12 protein-coding genes are annotated in these 18,548 nt (G+C 72.9%); 9 read left to right on the top strand and 3 right to left on the bottom strand.

The window, feature by feature from the left end; translation table 11 throughout:
• Positions 1-14: 14 nt before the first annotated feature.
• From FHS34_RS14435 to FHS34_RS14405, 7 genes are read left to right on the top strand one after another with little or no spacing between them, the layout of a single operon-like run.
• Positions 15-731, top strand: coding sequence for a 2-hydroxychromene-2-carboxylate isomerase (locus tag FHS34_RS14435; protein ID WP_184965033.1), 717 nt, complete (start codon positions 15-17; stop codon positions 729-731).
• A 41-nt stretch (positions 732-772) separates the two neighbouring features.
• Positions 773-1,033 carry an acyl carrier protein gene (locus FHS34_RS14430; protein ID WP_184965022.1) on the top strand — a complete coding sequence of 87 codons (261 nt, stop codon included), beginning with the start codon at positions 773-775 and terminating at the stop codon, positions 1,031-1,033.
• Complete coding sequence (locus FHS34_RS14425; RefSeq protein ID WP_184965020.1) at positions 1,030-1,365, top strand: hypothetical protein; 336 nt, start codon at positions 1,030-1,032, stop codon at positions 1,363-1,365. Before FHS34_RS14430 ends, FHS34_RS14425 begins: the two co-directional genes overlap by 4 nt.
• Positions 1,356-1,781 (top strand): DsrE family protein, encoded by a 426-nt coding sequence (locus FHS34_RS14420; RefSeq protein WP_184965018.1) that lies wholly within the window; start codon positions 1,356-1,358, stop codon positions 1,779-1,781. The genes FHS34_RS14425 and FHS34_RS14420 overlap by 10 nt, the downstream gene beginning before the upstream one ends.
• Positions 1,782-2,165, top strand: a complete 384-nt coding sequence (locus FHS34_RS14415; protein ID WP_184965016.1) for a hypothetical protein — start codon at positions 1,782-1,784, stop codon at positions 2,163-2,165.
• Positions 2,162-2,611, top strand: a complete 450-nt coding sequence (locus FHS34_RS14410) for a hypothetical protein (protein ID WP_184965014.1) — start codon at positions 2,162-2,164, stop codon at positions 2,609-2,611. The genes FHS34_RS14415 and FHS34_RS14410 overlap by 4 nt, the downstream gene beginning before the upstream one ends.
• Entirely contained in the window at positions 2,608-3,120 is a 513-nt protein-coding gene (locus FHS34_RS14405; protein ID WP_184965012.1) for a 3-hydroxyacyl-ACP dehydratase FabZ family protein, read from the top strand. Before FHS34_RS14410 ends, FHS34_RS14405 begins: the two co-directional genes overlap by 4 nt.
• Here the strand turns inward: FHS34_RS14405 and FHS34_RS14400 are convergent.
• The 3 genes from FHS34_RS14400 to FHS34_RS14390 form a co-directional block, all read right to left on the bottom strand.
• On the bottom strand, positions 3,106-4,377 hold the full coding sequence (locus tag FHS34_RS14400) for an NB-ARC domain-containing protein (protein ID WP_184965010.1): 1,272 nt from the start codon (positions 4,375-4,377) through the stop codon (positions 3,106-3,108). The two genes, FHS34_RS14405 and FHS34_RS14400, sit on opposite strands and share 15 nt — an antisense overlap.
• A 180-nt stretch (positions 4,378-4,557) precedes the next feature.
• A complete protein-coding gene (locus tag FHS34_RS14395) occupies positions 4,558-5,103 on the bottom strand; it encodes a DUF3995 domain-containing protein (RefSeq protein WP_221508883.1) in 546 nt (181 codons plus the stop codon).
• A gap of 146 nt (positions 5,104-5,249) precedes the next feature.
• Positions 5,250-16,670, bottom strand: coding sequence for a non-ribosomal peptide synthetase (locus tag FHS34_RS14390; protein WP_184965008.1), 11,421 nt, complete (start codon positions 16,668-16,670; stop codon positions 5,250-5,252).
• 165 nt (positions 16,671-16,835) lie between these two features.
• On the opposite strand from FHS34_RS14390, the gene FHS34_RS14385 reads away from it, so the two are divergent.
• Together FHS34_RS14385 and FHS34_RS14380 are read left to right on the top strand one after the other, a co-directional pair.
• On the top strand, positions 16,836-17,219 hold the full coding sequence (locus tag FHS34_RS14385) for a DUF6191 domain-containing protein (protein ID WP_184965006.1): 384 nt from the start codon (positions 16,836-16,838) through the stop codon (positions 17,217-17,219).
• Positions 17,216-18,547, top strand: a complete 1,332-nt coding sequence (locus FHS34_RS14380) for a cation:proton antiporter (RefSeq protein ID WP_184965004.1) — start codon at positions 17,216-17,218, stop codon at positions 18,545-18,547. The genes FHS34_RS14385 and FHS34_RS14380 overlap by 4 nt, the downstream gene beginning before the upstream one ends.
• Position 18,548 lies beyond the last annotated feature (1 nt).

The raw sequence follows: 18,548 nt of genomic DNA, 5'->3' as shown, positions 1-18,548 counted from the left end.
GGAGGCCACCCGACATGGCCCGGAAACCACCCCGCTGGTACTTCTCGCTGCGCAGCCCGTACTCGTGGTTCGCCTACCGCGACCTGATGGACCGCTACCCCGATGTGGCGGACGCGATCGAGTGGATCCCGTTCTGGGAGCCGGACGACCAGACCCAGGCACTGCTGGAGAAGGACGGCGTCCAGCTGCCGATCGTGGAGATGTCCCGCGCGAAGAACTTCTACATCCTCCAGGACGCCCGCCGGCTGGCCGGGGCCCGCGGACTCTCCGTCACCTGGCCGGTGGACCGCGACCCGAACTGGGAGATCGCCCACCTCGGCTACCTGGTGGCCGAGGACGCCGGCCTGGGCCGGGAGTACGTGGCACTGGCCTACCGCGCCCGCTGGCAGCAGAGCCGGGACATCACCGACCGGGCCGTCATCGCCGAGCTCGCCGCCGAACTCGGTCTGGACCCCGCCCTGGTGGCCGGCGCCCCGGACGATCCGGAGCTGCGGCGCCGGGGAGCCGAGGTGCTGACCCGCTCGTACAAGGACGGCCTGTTCGGCGTCCCCTTCTTCGTCCACGGCCACGACAAGTTCTTCGGCGCCGACCGGTTGCGCGCCTACGTCGCGAAGGTCCGGGGCCAGGAACCGGGTCCGGACGCCGAGCTCACCTGGCTGGACGAAGCGGGTCTGGTGCCCGAGCCGACAGCGGCCGGCGGCGATGCCGGCCACGCGGGCGGCTGCGGCTGACGCCGCGACCGCCGCGAAGACGAACCACGGAAGGGATCCCCATGACCGCCGAAGCCCCCCTCGACTCCGAAGAGCTGCGTGAGCTGATCGCCGATGTGCTGGAGGTCGACGGAGAGTCGATCACACCGGAGATCGACTTCGTCCGCGACCTCGGCGTCGACTCCCTCCTGGCCATGGAGCTGGCCGTCACCCTGGAGCGGCACTACCGGGTCAAGATCGAATCGCATGAGATCGGGGACGTGCGGACCATGTCCGACATCTCCGCGCTGCTGCTCCGGAAGCTGCGGACGTCGGCGGCATGACCCAGGACCTCCCGGCCGAGCAGTACCTGCTCGTGGAGACCCGGTCCGGCGACACCGCGGACCGCTTCCTGGCCGACGCCGCCGCGCTCGCCGGAGCCGGTGAGCGGGTGCGCCTGTTCCTCGCCGCGGACGGGGTCGCGCTCGGGATTCGCGGGGTGAGCGCCGGGCTGACGCGGTTCCTCGGTGCCGGTGGGCAGGCGTGGATCGACGAGTTCACCCTCGCCCACCGGGCGCTGCACGCCGCACCGCTGGCCCCCGGGCTGCGGACCACCGGCATGGGCGACCTGGCGGACTGGCTGCTGGAGCCCGGCACCCGGGTGGTGTGGCACTGACCATGGCCGCGACCGTCGAACGCCGCACCTGGGACGTGCTGGTCGTCCTCACGGCACCGCCCCACACGACCGACGCCCTGACCACGGTGCTCCGGCTGGCCCAGGCCGTGCTGGAGCGGGAGCGCACCATCCGGGTGTGGGCGTGCGGCTACAACACCATGCTGACCCAGTCCTCGCTGGGCGAGACCAAACCCGCCGACCTGCGCGACCCGGCAACACCGGCGCCGACGGCCGGCGCGCTGATCCGGGGCCTGCTCACCGCGTACAAGGGCCGCTTCAGCTGGATCGTCTGCACGGCCTGCAGCGCCGAGCGCGGCGCCCGGGACCACATCGCCGAGGTCCGGCTGCGCTCCGACGCCCGGCTGGCGGCGACGGTCGCCGCGGCACACCGGACCCTCTACATCGGAGGTGCGTAGGTGACCTACCTGGTCATCATCGACCGCGGCTACCGCGGCAGCGCGGAGGCGCAGTTCTTCGACGCGCTCTACGGCGTCGAGATGCTCGGCGACCAGCTCGGCGGCATGGACGTGGTGCTGCGCGGGACGAGCGTGACCGCCGCCCTCGCCGGTGCCGCTCCGCCGCCCGCGCTTCAGGTGGGCCCGACGGTGCTGACCACCCTCGCGGACCCACGGCGGTCCGTCGGCGCGCTGGTGGCCAAGGGAGCGGCGGTCTACGTCGACGAGCCCGGGCTGGCGGCCTTCGGCCTGGACCGCGCTCCCCTGCTCCCCGGCGTCACCCGGCTGGACACCGCCCGGCTCGCGGCTCGCTGGGGCGACTACGCCGGAGTGTGGTTCCTGTGAGCGGGCGGCGCGGCTACGCCAGGCCGCTCGACGGCGCCGACCGGATCACGGCCCGCGCCGAGGCCGACGAGCTGCTGATCGAGGCGGACAAGGTGGTGCGGTCCACCGACCCCTACCTCGCCGGGCACTTCCCGGGGGTCACCCTCTATCCGGCGGTCTTCCTGCTCGACGGCATCCGGCAGGCGGTCGGCGCCGAGCTCCATCGTGTCCCGTCGCTCGCCGCGCACCTGGGTCCGGGCGGCCCGGGAGAGGACTGGCTCGAACTGGGGACGCTCGACTCCGCGCGGGTGCTCAGGCCGATGCTCGAGGGCGACGGACTCCGGCTGCTGATCCGGGTGACGCCCGGACGTCCGGGCGCCCTGCGGGCCGCGCTCGACTGCCGCCGCGCCGACGGCGTCCAGGTCGCGAAGGCCACCGTCGAACTCGTCCGGGGAGGCACCTCATGAACTCCGGGTACGCGCGGCTCCTCGCGCTCCTCCCGGTCCGGCACCCGATGGTGCTGGTGGACCGCGTCACCGGCTTCGACCCCGGCCGCACCATCGGGACCGCCAAGGCCGTGACCGGCAGCGAGCCCTGCTACCAGGACATGGCCGACGACCTGCCGGCCGAGCGGTACGCCTACCCGCGGTCCATGATCCTCGAATCGTTCGGGCAGTCCGCCGCGCTGCTCTGGCTCGGCAGCCCGGGGGCCGCCGGGGACGGCCTGCCGATGGTCGGCCGCCTGCGGAACTGCGTCTTCACCGGTTCCGCGTTCCCCGGCGACGTGATCCGTCACCAGGTGCGCGTCGAGCAGCTGGTGGACGGCGGCGCGTTCATGTCCGGCGAGAGCCGGGTGGGCGACCAGGTGATCCTGACGGTCGGATCCCTGATCGCCGTGGCACGTCCGGCCGCCGTGGTCACCGGCGGGGCGCCGGGAGCCGCCGCCGAGGCGTCCTCCGCTTCACGCCACCGCTAAGGTGCGGGGCTCACAGGCCGCCTGCTCCCTCGCCTTCGTCCGGGCGAACGCCTGCAGCACCCGGTGCATGGTGAACTTGCGTCTGCCGACCTCCGACACCAGGTGCTCCGACTCCAGTACGGCGGTCAGCCGGTCGGCCTCGGCGAGCGGTATCCCGGCGAGCGCCGCTCCGCTCTCCAGCGTGAATCCGGCGTCGCCGGCGAGACCGATCTTCCAGAAGTACCGTTTCGCCTCGCAGCAGAGTCTGCGGTAGGAGAACTCCAGTTCGGCCCGGATGGAGCTGCCATGATCACCGTCGAGCGCCAGGGAGAGCAACTGACTGTCGTCGCGCATGGTGCGGACGAAGTGCCTGAAGCCCTGTCCGGGCCGATCGGCGAACTTCACGGCGGCCAGCCGCAGCACGAGCGGCAGATACCCGCACAACCGCGCCAGTTCCTCCAGCTCGGCCTGCGCGTCCACCAGGTACTCCCGGTCGATGATGGCGCTCAGCACCGCGCACGCCGCCTCCGGAGCGAGTACGTCCAGGGTCAGCCGGCGCGCGGCCTCCCGGACCAGTAACCCCGACATCCGGTTGCGGCTGGTGACGATGGTCCGGCAGTGCTCCCCGGTCGCCAGCAGCGGGCGCACCTGGTCGGTGTCACTGGCGTTGTCGAGCACGACGAGCACTCTGCGATGGGCGAGCAGCGACCGGTAACGCTCGACCCGCCGCCGCGGATCCGCCGGGCAGTCGTCCTCGTGCACACCCAGGCCACCGAGCAGCACGCCCAGGGCCTGCTCGGCGTCCAGCGCCCCGTGCTCGCCCCGCAGATCGACGTACAGCCGGCCGTCCGGAAAGTCGTCGACCATGCTGTGCGCCCACCGGATGGCGAACGCGCTCTTGCCGACGCCGACCGGACCCGAGACGAGGAAGACGCTGTTCTTGTGCCGCTGGACCAGCTCGTCAGCGGCCTTGAGCGCCGCCCCGCGGCCGATCAGGCACCCCACGTCGAGCGGGAGGTGATGAGGCACGTTCCACGCCTTCGGTGTCTCGGTGACCGGGTCGCCCTGGGCGGTCTCCCCCTCCGGGCCTTCCTTGGTCTCCGCGGCGTACAGGACTCGCCACCGGGCGAGCCAGCGCTCGGTCTCCTCCGCCACCTTCTCCGGGGGCTGCCCGCCGTACACCAGGCAGGCCGTCACGAACGCGGAGACGAACTCCGATCGCGGCAGCTTGTTCCCACGCAGGACCGTGGAAACCGTACTCCGTGGCAGCGCGTCCACCGCGTCACCATTGGCCGCTCTGGTCTGTCCTCCCAACCGTTGCAAATGCCGCATGGAAGGCTGGCCGACACTCAGCCGAAGTTCCCGCAGCTGTTCTATGAAATCCGATGCCTTGCGAAGCGCCATCCGGGACAGTCACTCCCCCGTATCGCCGGATAATTGTGATGCTGTGACGCCGTGTCATCTGGTCAGTGAATGACTGCGTCTTTCTGGCGTCCGACCCGCCATACCCTTGCCGAAGCTGCGGGCTGCCAGCCCGAACACCAATCCACCGAGAATGAACCAGGGGTTCCACAGGGCGAGCGTCCAGAACTTCTGCGCGGCACTGATCTCGCCGACGGCCGACGCCCCGGCGATGAGGAGCACCTCGACGAGAAGCCCCCGGGTCAGCAGCAGCACGCTGATCGCGACGCCGAGCCACCGGAGCGCACGCCAACGGCGCCCGTGCACACCGCGCCGGCGCAGCCCGAGCGCCACCGCGGCGCCGACGAGGCACAGAATGCCCACTCCCCAGAGCCCGCCGACCACGAACCAGGCCGGCCGTTCGGACGCGAGACGGTCACCGGACGAGACATCCAGCCCTACTTCCCCGCCGAGGGCCCAGAAGAAATGCAGACCGGCGAAAGCCACCGCCCAACCGGCAGCAAGAAGTCCATAGCAGCGCGACGAGCGCAACCTCACCTCGCAACCCCCGTTTTGCAACCGCATCGCAGCAACCTGCGACACGGCCGATTCTTTCTCAGCAACACCGGCTCACGCAAGCATTTTTGTCGCCGCCCGACTGTGATATGCGGCCAACTGCCGTCGCCGAAAATTATGTTGAATCGCAAACCAGGTGTACGGCGCCGCCGGTCCCGCCGGTGCGACGGGTTTCACCGGCCGGCCGGCAGAAGCCTGGCCCGCAGGGCCGGGGCGATCCGCGTCAACTGCTGCGGTTCGGTCATCTGAGTGTGCTCGCAGTCGACCTCGATCTCCGTGATCCGGCCCTTGATCAGGGGCTGCCAGCTCCCCGCGAAGTCCGGCTCGTCCGGGTGGCTGCGCCTCGCGGTGAAGAACAGCAGGTCGGTGTCGACCGCACGGCCGAACGGCTCTCTCAGCATCGCGGTCTGCCGGCCGAGGACCTCCGGCAGCGCGGCCAGGCTGCGCTCGCCCAGACCGGCCAGCGGGTGGTCGATCTCGCGCAGGAACGCGTGCACCCGGCCGAAGTCGAGTTCCTCCCCCTCCGTGGGCGCCAGTTCCAGGCCGACGTAGCGCAGGGCCTGGAACATCACGTCGGTGTCCGGATCGGTGTAGTCGGGCCCGGGGACCGTGGTGTCGAGCATGGCGAGCAGGTGCACCCGCTCTCCCTGGTCACGCAGCAGCCCGGCGATGGCGTGGGCCACCGCGCCGCCGGACGACCAGCCCATGAGCTGATACGGCCCGTGCGGCTGCACCTCGCGGATCCGGGCGAGGTAGTCGTCGGCCATCTCGTCGACCGACGCGGCGTACCCGCCCCGCCCGTCCAGGCCGCGGGCCTGGATCGCATAGAGCGGCTGGTCCTTCTCGAGCTGCCCGAGCAGGCCCGCGTACACCCAGCCGAGCCCGGTCGCCGGGTGCACGCAGAACAGCGGGGGACGGCTGCCTTCGGCGCGCAGCGGCAGCAGGACCTGGAGCGAGTCCTCGCCGGAGCGTTCCGGGCCGGTCGCGTCGAGACGTTCGGTCAGCGCCGCCACGGTCGGCGCCTCGAACAGGGTCCGCACGGCGAGCTCGATGCCGAGCCGGTCCCGCGCCTTCGCCACGAGCCGGGTGGCGAGCAGGGAGTGCCCGCCCAGCTCGAAGAAGCTGTCGTCGATCCCGACCGCCGGCACCCCGACCACCTCGGCGAACAAGTCGCAGAGCGCCTGCTCCCGGGCGTCGCGCGGCCCGCGTCCGGCGGCGGACTGCACGGCCCCCGGCGCCGGCAGCATCCGCCGGTCCAGTTTTCCGCTGGCCGTCAGCGGCAGCCGCTCCAGCGGCACGACCGCCGACGGGACCAGATGGCCCGGCAGCTCCCGGCGCGCGAACTCGATCAGCTCGGCCGGCTCCGCCTCACGGCCGTCGACGGGCACGGCGTACGCGACCAGCATGGTGTCCCCCTGCTGGTCCCGCCGCGGAATCACCGCGACCTGGGCGACGCTGTCGTGCCGGGCGAGGACGGCCTCGGCCTCGCCGGGCTCCGCCCGCTGGCCACGGATCTTGACCTGGTCGTCGACCCGGCCGACGAACTCCAGCTGACCGTCAAAGCGCCAGCGCACCAGGTCGCCGGTGCGGTACATGCGTTCCCCGGCGCCGCCGAACGGGCAGGCGACGAAGCGCTCGGCGGTCATCCCGGGCCGCCCGGAGTAGCCCCGGGCGAGACCGGCTCCGGCGAGGTACAACTCACCGGTGACCCCGGCGGGCACCGGGTTCATGCCGTGGTCCAGCACATAGGTCCGGTAGTTGGTGAGTGCCCGGCCGATCGGTGCCACGCCGGCGGCGTTGCCGTCGTCGTACCACTCGGTGGCGTAGACGCAGGCCTCCGTCGGTCCGTAGAGGTTCGCGATCCGTACGCCGGGGGCCGCGGCCCGCAGATCGTGCACCAGCCGCGGTGTGACCGCCTCGCCCACCAGGATGACGGTGCCGATCCGCAGTCGGCGGCCGGTGGCGAGCGCGGCCGACATCGCGGACGGCGCCGTGCAGACCAGGCTGGCCTCGGTACGGTCCCCGTCGGCGAGGGCGAGCACGTCGCGCACCACCTCGATGCTGCCGCCGTGCAGCAGCGGCAGGATCAGGTCCGACACCGAGACGTCGAAGGTCGCCGAGGTGGTGGCCAGCGCGGCGGAGAACACGTCCGGGGAGAAGGCCCGTCCCGCCCACGCCGAGAGGTTCGCCACCGCGCGGTGCGCGACCACCACACCCTTGGGCCGCCCGGTCGATCCCGAGGTGTAGATCACGTAGGCCGCGTCGTCGGGGCGCAGCGGCGCCGACCGGTCCGCGTCGGTGAGGTCGCCGTCCTCCAGCCCGAGGAGCGCGGCCTCGGTCGCCGGGTCGTCGAGCACGATGCGGGGCAGCCCCTCGGGCAGTACGTCCGCGGATGCGCGGTCCGTCACCGCCAGCACCGGGCGGGCGTCCTCGACCAGGTGGCGCACCCGCTCGGCCGGATGACCGGGGTCGACCGGCACGTACGCGGCACCGGAGTTCAGCACCGCCCACATCGCGACCGGCAGCCGTTCGTCCCTGGGCAGGGCCAGCGCGACCCGCCGCTCGGGGCCGCAGCCGCCGGCCACCAGTAGCCGCGCCAGCCGGTTCGCGGAGGACCGCAAGTCGTCGTAGCTCAGCCGTGTGTCCCCCGCACGCACCGCGGTGGCGGCGCCGTCGCGGGAGGCGGACGCGGTGAACAGCTCGGGCAGGGTGACCGACGGGACCGGTGCGGTGCCGCCGTTCCACTCCTCCAGGATCCGCCGCCGTTCGGCCGCGTCGAGCAGCTCGACCTGGCTGATCCGCTGCCCGGGGTCGGTGGTGATCGCCTCCAGCATCAGCAGCAGGCGTTCGGCGATCGCCTCCACGGTCTCCCGGTCGAACAGGTCGCCGCTGTAGATCAGCGCGCCGCGGGCGCCGCCCTCCCGGCCGTCCTCGTGGTACCGGGCCGTCAGCTGGACCGACAGGTCGAACATGGTGGCGTCGGTGCCGGCTTCGAGCGCCTCGGCGGTGAGGCCGGGCAGGCGCAGCTCGGTGTCCCTGGTGTTCTGGAAGGCGAACATCACCTGGAACAGCGGGTGCCGGGCCGCGGACCGGTTCGGGTTGACCGCCTCGACCAGGTACTCGAACGGGAGGTCCTGGTGCGCGTACGCGTTGAGGTTGGCCTCCCGCACCCGGTCGATGATCTCGCGGAACGTCGGGTCGCCGCTGGTGTCGGTGCGCAGCACCAGCGTGTTGACGAAGAACCCGACGAGGTCGTCGAGGGCTTCGTCGGTGCGCCCGGCGATGGGCGAGCCGACCGGGATGTCGGTACCGGCCCCGAGGCGGGTCAGCAGGGCGGCGAACGCCGTCTGGACCACCATGAACGCCGTCGCGTTGCAGTCGACGGCCAGCTTGTTGATGCGGGCGTGCAGCTCCGGCCCGTAGCCGAAGTCGACGCTGCCGCCGGCGTAGCTCGGGGTCTTCGGCCGCTGCCGGTCCACCGGCAGCGGCAGCTCGTCCGGAATCCCGGCCAGCGCCTGCCGCCAGTAGGCGACCTGCTCGCTGACGACGCTGTCGGGGTTGTCCGTGCGGCCCAGCAGATCGCGCTGCCACAGCGCGTAGTCCACGTACTGCACGGGCAGTTCGGTCCACTGAGGCGCCCGGCCGGCGCAGCGGTCCGTGTACGCGCCGCTCAGGTCGCGGGCGAGCGGGACCAGCGACCAGCCGTCGCCGGCCACGTGGTGGAGGACCAGCACGAGGACGTGCTCGGTCGGGGACACCGTGAGCACCCTGACCCGCAGCGGCAGGTCCGTGCGGAGGTCGAAGTCCCGCTCGGCGATCCCGGCGATCGCCGCGGCCAGCCCGTCCCGGTCGGTCTCGGTCACCTCGAAGTCCGGCCGCGCCTGGTCCGGGGTGAGGATCAGCTGGTGGGGAATGCCGTCGGTCTCGGGGAAGACCGTGCGCAGCGTCTCGTGCCGGACGGTGACGTCGGCCACGGCGGCGGCCAGCGCCCGGTGGTCCAGCCGGCCCGTCAGCCGCGCCGCCATCGGCAGGTTGTAGGCGGCGTTCGAGCCTTCCAGGCGGTTGAGGAACCACAGCCGCTGCTGGGCGTGGGACAGCGGCACCCGCTCCGGGCGCCGCCGGCGCACGACCGGCTGCCGACGGCTGTCGTCGGCCTGGTCGAGGATCCGTACCAGTCCGGCCACCGTCTGCGTCGTGAACAGGTCACGGATCGCCAGGTCGACCCCGAACGTGACCCGTACCAGGGAGATCAGCCGGGTCGCCATCAGGGAGTGGCCACCGAGGTCGAAGAAGCCTTCGTCGATGCCCACCTCGGGCAGGCCGAGGATGTCCGCGAAGATCCGGCAGAGCGTCTCCTCGCGCTTGTTGCGCGGTCCACGCCCGGTCTTGCGGCCTTCGTGGTCGGGTGCCGGCAGCGCCCGCCGGTCCAGCTTCCCGTTCGGGGTCAGCGGCAGCTCGTCCAGGACGACGAACGCCGCCGGTACCAGGTGCTCCGGCAGCAGGCCGCCGAGGAACTCGCGCAGCGCCGCGGGCTGGGGCCGGTCCGCACCGGCCGGGACGACGTAGGCGAGGAGCCGGGTGTCGCCGGACGCGTCCGCGCGCGGTACGACGACGACGCGCCCGACGCCCTCGTGCCGGGCCAGGGCCGCCTCGATCTCGGCGGGCTCGACCCGGAAGCCGCGCACCTTGACCTGGTCGTCGGCACGGCCGAGGAACTCCAGCTGGCCGTCGGCCCGCCAGGCCGCCACGTCGCCGGTACGGTACATCCGCTCCCCGGCTCCGCCGAAGGGGCAGGCCACGAAACGCTCGGCGGTCAGGGCCGGGCGGTGCAGATAGCCGCGGGCCAGCTGGGCACCGGCGATGTACAGCTCGCCGGCGACCCCGGGCGGGACCGGGCGCAGCGCGGAGTCGAGCACGTACAGGGCGGTGTTCCACACCGGGCTGCCGATCGGCACCGAGACCGCACCCGGCTCGTTCCGGCACTCATAGGCGGTCACGTCCACCGCCGCCTCGGTCGGCCCGTACAGGTTGTGCAGGCCGGCCCCGATCGTGGCGCCGACCCGTTCGGCCAGCTCGGCCGGAAGTGCCTCACCGCTGCTGATCAGCCGGCGCAGATCCGGCAGCCGTGCCGCGGCGGGCTCCGCGGCGAACACGGCCAGCATCGACGGCACGAAGTGCGCGGTGGTGATCCGCTGCGCGCGCATCAGGTCTGCCAGGTACGCCGGGTCCTGGTGCCCGCCGGGCCTGGCCACCACCAGCGTGGCGCCGTTGAGCAGGGGCCAGAAGAACTCCCACACCGAGACGTCGAATCCGGCGGGGGTCTTCTGCAGCACCCGGTCGGTCGCGTCGAGCCGGTACCGGCCCTGCATCCACGTCAGCCGGTTGACGATGCTCGCGTGGGACACCACCACGCCCTTGGGTGCTCCGGTGGACCCGGAGGTGTAGATCACGTACGCGGGGTGCTCCGGGAGGCAGGCGCCCGGGCCGGCCGCGGCCGCGTCGCCCGCGGGCTCCGCGCCGAGGAGCGGGTGGTCCTCGGTGAGGGTGAGCACCGGGCGGGCGTCGTCGAGCAGGTACCGGATGCGCTCGGCGGGATAGCCGGGATCGACCGGCAGGTACGCGGCGCCGGCCTTGAGGACCGCCAGCAGCGTGACGACGAGGGTCTCGGAGCGCGGCAGCACCACCGCGACGCAGGTCTCCGGTCCGGCGCCGTGCTCGGCGAGCAGCCGGGCGAACCGCTCCGCCCGCGCGTCCAGTTCGGCGTAGGTGAGCTCGGTGCCCTCGAAGACCACCGCCGTGCGGTCGGGGGTACGGGCCGCCTGCGCGGCGAACAGCTCCGGCAGGGTGGCGTACGGCACCTCGTGCGCGGTGTCGTTCCAGCCCCGGACGACCTGCTCGTGTTCGGCCTCGTCGAGCAGGCCGGCCGCACCGATCCGCTGCCCGGGGTCGGCGGCCAGCGCGGCGAACATCCGCGCCAGGCGGTCCGTCAGCCGCTCGACGTCCGCCGCGTCGAACAGGTCGGTCGAGTACTCGACCATTCCGTCCAGACCGCCCGGGCCACCGTCCTCGGCGACGGTCTCGCGGAGGTGGACGGCGAGGTCGAACTTGTTCTGCACGATCCGCTCGACCGGCTCGGGGCGGGCGGCGAGGCCGGGGAACGCCGGTTCCGGCGGTGTTCCGTGCAGCGACAGCAGGACCTGGAACAGCGGCAGCCGGCCGGCCGAGCGGTCCGGGTTGAGCAGCTCGACCAGCCGCTCGATCGGCACGTCCTGGTTCGCGTAGGCGCCGAGGTTCGTCTCGCTGATCCGGCCGAGCAGCTCGTGCCAGGTGGGGTTGCCGCTCGTGTCGGTGCGCAGGACCAGCGTGTTGAGGAAGTCGCCGATGAGGTCGTCGAGCGCGCTGTCGGTACGGCCGGCGACCGGCGTGCCGAGCGGGATGTCGGTGCCGCAGCCGAGCCGGGTGAGCAGGGCGGCGAGCCCTGCCTGGCCGACCATGTACAGGCTGGTGCCGGTGGCGGCGGCCAGGTCGGCCATGCGGCGGTGGGTCGCCCGGTCGATACGGAACGACAGGGTGGCGCCGTGGTACTCCCCGCCCGTGCCGCTCGGCCGGCTGCCGGGCAGCCGCAGGTTCTCGGGCAGGTCGGCCAGTTGTCCGCGCCAGTACGCGATCTGTTCGCTGATCAGGCTGTCCGGGTCGTCCTCGTGGCCGAGCAGCTCGCGCTGCCACAACGCGTAGTCGGCGTACTGCACGGGCAGCGGCGCCCACCGCGGCCGGCGGCCGTCGAGGCGGGCGGCGTAGGCGTCCGTGAGGTCCCGGGTCAGCGGCCCCATCGACCAGCCGTCGCCGGCGATGTGGTGCAGCACCAGCGCCAGCACGTGCTCGTGCGGCGACAGCGCGAACAGGTGGACCCGCAGGGGGAGTTCCTCGGCCAGGTCGAAGGCGTGGCCGAGGGCGCCGGCGAGTCGTGCGGCCAGTTCCTCACCGGTGGTCTCGGTGACCTCCAGCTCGATCCGGGCCTGCTCGGGGGACACGATGTCCTGGTACGGGACGCCGTCGACGTCCGGGTACCTCGTGCGCAGCGATTCGTGCCGGTCGGACACGTCCTGGACGGCCGCGGCCAGTGCCGTGCGGTCGAGGTCACCGGTGAGCCGCACCACGATCGGCATGTTGTAGGTGGCGCTCCCCTCCTCCAGCCGGCTGAGGAACCACAGCCGCTGCTGCGCGTGCGACAGGGGTGTGCGCTCGGGGCGCCGCTGCCGTACCACCCGCCGCCGGGTGCCCTCAGCCTTGTCCAGCACGTCGCCGAGCCCGGCCACCGTCGGCGTCCGGAACACGTCCCGGATGGCCAGATCGACGCCCAGGGCGTCGCGTACCCGGGAGACCAGCCGGGTCGCCAGCAGCGAGTGGCCGCCGAGGTCGAAGAACCCGTCGTCGATGCCCACCCGGGGCAGTCCGAGGGTCTCGGCGAAGATCCGGCACAGGGTGGCCTCGCGGTCGTTGCGCGGGCCCCGGCCGGAGGTCCTGCCGAGGACCGTCGGCGCCGGCAGCGCCCGCCGGTCCACCTTGCCGTTCGTGGTCAGCGGCATCCGGTCCAGCACGACGAACGCGGTCGGCACCAGGTGGTCCGGCACCACGCGCCGCAGGTGCTCACGCACCGACTCGACCAGCGCGTCCGAGGCCAGCACGGCGGCCGGGGCGTTGGTGTACGCGGCGCCCCCGGCGGCCGGGCGCGCACCGGGGCGGTAGGCGGTGACGGGCGCCGTCCCGGGTGCGCTGAACACCACTTCCAGCGTGCCGCCGTCGCGGTCGGCGCCGGCCCAGGTGACGGCGGTCCGGTAGCCGGTCTCCTCCCCCAGGGCGGTGAACTCCCCCGGCTCCGGCAGCCCGGACGGGTCCGCCGTCAGGGCGGCCGGCGCGGCCGGCAGGTCGCCGGCTTCGAGCACCCGCACGGCGGCGAGCTCGCCGGCGATCCGGCGGTTGGGCACACCGGTGACCCGCAGGGCGTCCGGCCGGGCCGCCAGCGTCGCGCGCAGCGCCTCCGTACCGGCGACGTCGCGCCCCCAGACGAGCTCCCGGACGGCGGCCGGCTCCGGCCGCGGCGCCGTGCTCAGCACCACGTCGTAGCGGTGGCCGGTGAGCTCGTTGCGGTCCGTGCCGGACTTGACCGCGAGGTCCGCGGTCGCGGGCAGGCCGGCGAAGTAGTCGGGGTCGACGAGCAGTTCCGTCTCGCGCGCCACGGCGAGGTCGACCGTCCTGCGCACCTCGGTGGCGTCGCGGACCGTGGCGTCGGCGGCGAGCAGTTCGACGGACGTGCGCAGGGCGCGGTGCAGCCGGAGGTTGCGGACGTCGCCGACGAACACGTTGCCGCCGGGCACGACCAGGTCGAGCGCCCCGGTGAGCACGTCGGTCAGGTAGTCGGCGCTGGGGAAGTACTGGATGACGGAGTTCAGGACGACGGTGTCGAAGAACCCCGTGGGCAGGCCGTCGAAGAGGTGGGCGGGCTGGGTGCGCAGCTCGACCCGGCCGGCCAGCTCGGGCCGGCCTTCGAGCTGGGCGCGGACCCGGTCGATGACGACCTCGGAGATGTCGGTGCCCCAGTAGGACTCGCAGTCCGGCGCCAGCGGCGCGAGGAGCAGGCCGCTGCCGACACCGATCTCCAGCACCCGGCGGGGGCGGAGCTCTCGTACCCGGGCCACGGTGGCGTCCCGCCACCGCCGCATCTCCTCGACCGGGATGGGCTGCCCCGTGTAGCTGCTGTTCCAGCCGGAGAAGTCCTCGCCCAGACCGCCGGACAGGCCCTCGTGGTGGGCGTCGTAGGTGGCCTGCCAGTTGCCGAGCTGCTGCCGCTCGGCCGCCTCGTCCCGGTCGGCGTCGTCCCCGGCCGGGACGAGGTACGCGGCCAGCTGCCGGTCTCCGGGACGGTCCTCCCGCGCCAGCACGGCGGCCTGCTGCACCCCGGGGTGCCGGGCCAGTACGGCCTCGACCTCACCCGGTTCGATCCGGAAGCCGCGGATCTTCACCTGTGCGTCGGCGCGGCCGGCGTAGTCGACCTGGCCGTCGGCCCGCAGCCGGGCGAGATCCCCGGTGCGGTACATCCGCTCCCCGGGACCGCCGAACGGGCAGGCCACGAACCGCTCCGCGGTCAGCCCCGGGCGGCGCAGGTAGCCGGCGGCCAGGCTCGCGCCCGCGACGTACAGATCTCCCACCACACCGGCCGGCACCGGGCGCAGGGCCTCGTCGAGGACGTAGACCCGTGTGTTGTCCACCGGCCTGCCGATCGGGGGGCCGTCCGGGCCGGACAGCCGCTCGCTCATGGTCGCGATGACGGTCGTCTCGGTCGGGCCGTAGGCGTTGAACATGCGGTTGCCCGGCGCCCATCGCTCCACCAGCGCGCCGGGGCACGCCTCGCCCGCCACCGACACGGTCAGGCCGGCCGGCAGCACGCCCGAGGGCATCGCCGCGAGTACGGACGGCGGCATGGTGAAGTGCGTGAGGCGCTGGTCCCGGATGAACTCGGCCAGCTCGCGGCCGGGCATGAGCTGTTCGGCCGAGCGCAGGAACAGCGTTCCGCCGTTCAGCAGCGCCATGCAGCAGTCCCAGAAGGCGACGTCGAAGCTCGGCGAGGAGAACTGCAGCACCCGGCTGTCCGGCCCCGCGCCCAGGCGCTCGCGCTGGCTGCGGACCATGCTGGCCACGCCGCCGTCCGTCACCACCACGCCCTTCGGCTTCCCGGTGGATCCCGAGGTGTAGATCACGTACAGCGGGCTGCCGGGCGTCCGGTTCGACGGCAGGTCGTCCGTGCCGTACCGGTGCAGCTCGGTGACGGTGTGCTCGTCGTCCAGCACGAGGACCTCTCCGGCGGCCGGCAGCCGTCCGGTCAGCGCCCCGGTCGTCACCGTCAGCACCGGGCGGGAGTCCTCGAGCATGTACGCGATGCGCTCGGCGGGGTAGCCGGTGTCGACCGGGAGGTAGGCGGCCCCGGCCTTGGCCACGGCGAGCATCGCCGTCACGAGCTCCACCGACCGGGGCAGCGCCAGCGCCACCAGGTGCCCCGGGCCCGCGCCGCGCCCGGCGAGCAGCCGGGCCAGCCGGTTGGCGGCGGCGTCCAGCTCGCCGTAGGTCAGCGTGGCCGCCTCGGAGACCAGCGCGGTGGCGTCCGGGGCCGCGGCGGCGCGGGCCCGGAAGAGCTCCGCGAACCCGGCCGCGGGGACTTCCCGCTCGGTCCGGTTCCAGGTCTCCAGCACCTGCTGCCGCTCGCCCGGCAGCAGCACGTCCACGGCGCCGACCCGCCCGCCGGGGTCGGCGGTCATCGCCTCGAAGACGTGGATCAGGCGGGCGCCGAGCCGCTCCACGCTCTCCCGGTCGAACAGGTCCGTGGCGTACTCGATCGTGCCGCCCAGTCCCAGTGGCCGGCCCTCGCCGTCGAACTGCTCGCCCATGCTGAACGCCAGGTCGAACTTGGAGGTCTCGGTGTACAGCTGCTCGCCCTCCACGACCAGCCCGGGCAGCCGCAGCTGCGGCAGCGTGTTGTTCTGGAACGCCAGCATCACCTGGAACAGCGGGTGCCTGCCGAGGGTCCGGTCCGGGCGGAGGATGTCGACCAGCCGCTCGAACGGCAGCTCCTGGTTCGCGTACGCCCCCAGCGCCGTCTGCCGGGACCGGGCGATGAGCTCGCGGAACGAGGGGTCGCCGGCGGTGTCGAGGCGCATCACCAGGGTGTTGACGAAGAAGCCGACCAGTTCGTCCAGCCCTTCCTCGGTGCGGCCGGCGATCGGCGAGCCGAGGGGGATGTCCGTGCCGGCGCCCAGCCGGCTCAGCAGTGCGGCCAGTCCCGCCTGCACCACCATGTACAGGCTGGCGTCCGACCGCGCCGCCAGTTCGGACAGCTTCCGGTGCAGCTCCGCGCTGACCCGGAACGGGACGTTGCCGCCCTGGTTGCCGGGCGTGGCGGGGCGCTGCCGGTCCACCGGCAGCCGCAGCTCCTCCGGCAGCCCGGCCAGCGCCTTGCGCCAGTACTCGACCTGCTCACTGATCAGGGATTCCGGATCGTCCTCGCCGCCGAGCAGCTCCTGCTGCCACAGCGTGTAGTCCGCGTACTGGATCGGCAGCGCCGGCCAGTCGGGCGCCCGCCCGTCGCGGCGGGCCTCGTACGCCGCGGTGAGGTCACGCGCGAGCGGGGCCATCGACCAGCCGTCCGCGGCGATGTGATGGATCACCAGGGCCAGTACGTGCTCGCGCTCGGACAGGGCGAACAGCCGTGCCCGGATGGGTATCTCCGCCTCCAGGTCGAAGGCGCGGCCGGCCAGCTCGGCGAGTTCGCCGTCCAGCTCCTGCGGTCCGACCTCGGTGACGGCCGCCTCCAGGCGGGCCTCGCCGGGGGCGAGAATCCGCTGGCCGGGTACGTCGTCGTGGCTGACGAAGACCGTGCGCAACGGCTCGTGCCGGTCGATGAGGTCCTGCAACGCCGCGACGAGCGCGGTCCGGTCGAGCTCACCCGTCAGCCGGAGCAGGGCCGGCATGTTGTAGGTGGCATTGGGCCCTTCCAACCGGTTGAGGAACCACAGTCGCTGCTGTGCGTGCGAGAGCGGGATCATCGAATCTCCTCGGGCTGCGCAGGCGCTCATCTCCACTGGAGGCTCTGTCGTGCGGGCATGCCGTGCAAGGTCCGAGACGGCACTGGACGAAACGGGACACCGGATCTTGAAGAACCGGATTCCGGTTGCTGGATAGTCTCGACCCGTCGGCAGGAGGGCTTGTCAATGTCATCGGCTGTGTGGAGCGGGGCCGTTCTCCCCGTGCTCGCGTTGTTACTGTTCATATGCTGCGGAACGGAGCTGGTCCTGCGGCGCTTCTTCAAGGGGCGCAGCATCCTCTTCCGGCGCAGCGGGGCGCGGCGCCCCGTGACCGGCGCCGCGTTCGACCAGTTCAACCTCATCTTCAACGGCAACAAGCTGGTGGAGATGGAGCAGCAGCAGCTGCAGGAAGTGCTCCGTGACGAGGAGGGCGACGGCGCCCCGCCGCGGACGCGCATCGACCTGGCCAAGGGCACCGCACATGTCGTCCTGCCGGGCGAGAACCGGACTTCCGGTCCCGGGCCGGCCGACGGCAGCTCGCCGGGGGCCGAGGAAGACCCCTCCCGGTGACGCCGTCGCAGACGCTCTCCCTCTTCCTCGACCTGGCCCTGATCCTCGGCCTGGCGCGTGTTCTGGGGGTGGCCGCACGGGCGTTGGGCCAGCCGGCGGTCATCGGCGAGATACTCGCCGGCATCCTGCTGGGGCCCACCCTGCTCGGCGCGCACCTCTCCGACGCCCTCTTCCCCGCCGAGGTGCGGCCCCTGCTCAGCACGCTCGCCGGTGTGGGCCTCGCGCTGTTCATGTTCACCGTCGGGTCGGAGATCGATCTGGGTGTCCTGCGCGGACGCGGCCGGGTCACCGGGTGGGCGACCGTCCTCTCGACAGCGCTGCCGCTCGCTCTGGGTGCCGGGCTCGCCTGGCTGCTGGCGGATGCGCACCGGCAGGGCCCGCTCCCGGCATTCGTGCTGTTCTTCGCGGTCGCCATGGCCGCGACGGCGTTCCCGGTGCTCGCCCGGATCATCGCCGACCGCGGGCTGACCCGCACCCGGATCGGCACGACCGCCCTGGCGTGCGCGGCCATGACCGATCTGCTGGTCTGGATCATGCTGGCGGCGGTGGCCGCCATGGCCACGGGGAAGGACCTCGACTGGCGGCTCGCGCTGCTGGTGCCGTACGTCGTCCTGATGATCGCTGTGGTCCGCCCCCTGCTCCGCAGGGCGAGCGAGGCGAGCAGGCGCAGGAAGGCCCGGGGCACCGGATCCCCGGGGCACCGTGAGGACCTGAACCTCGTGGTCCTGGTGCTGGTCGGGCTCCTGCTGTCGGCGGCCTGCACCGAGTGGATGGGCCTGCACTACATCTTCGGGGCGTTCCTGTTCGGCGCCGTCGTTCCGCGGGACGGCGGCGGCACCCTGAGCGAGGGCGCGCTGCAGCGGATGGAGCCGCTGTCCAGGCTGCTCCTGCTGCCCGTGTACTTCGCGCTGGCCGGGCTCAAGGTCGACCTCTCCGGGCTGGCCCTCGCGGACCTCGGCGCCCTGGCGGCCATCCTCGTGGCGGCCATGGCCGGAAAGTTCCTCGGCGCGTACCTCGGGGCGCGTCTCGGGGGGTCCGGCCGTCGGCCCGCGGCCGCGCTCGGCGCCCTGTTGAACACGCGCGGTCTCACCGAACTGGTGGTGCTCGGTCTGGGGCTGGAACTGGGCCTGCTGGACGGGACGCTGTACTCGCTGATGGTGGTCATGGCCGTGGTGACCACGGCGTTGACCGGCCCCCTGCTGAACCGGATCCTGCCGACGTCCGGACGGAGCGGGACGACGGCCGGGACATCGGCTCCGGCGGACTCCGGTCCGGGAGAGCGACCGGCGCGGGAAGCGGTCCCGGGGAGCCGAAGAGCGACCCCTTGAG

The organism is Streptomyces echinatus, assembly GCF_014203595.1.
Lineage (GTDB): Bacteria > Actinomycetota > Actinomycetes > Streptomycetales > Streptomycetaceae > Streptomyces > Streptomyces echinatus.
The sequence above is the reverse complement of the archived record's forward strand: the minus strand, read 5'-3'. Positions and strand labels throughout refer to the sequence as shown.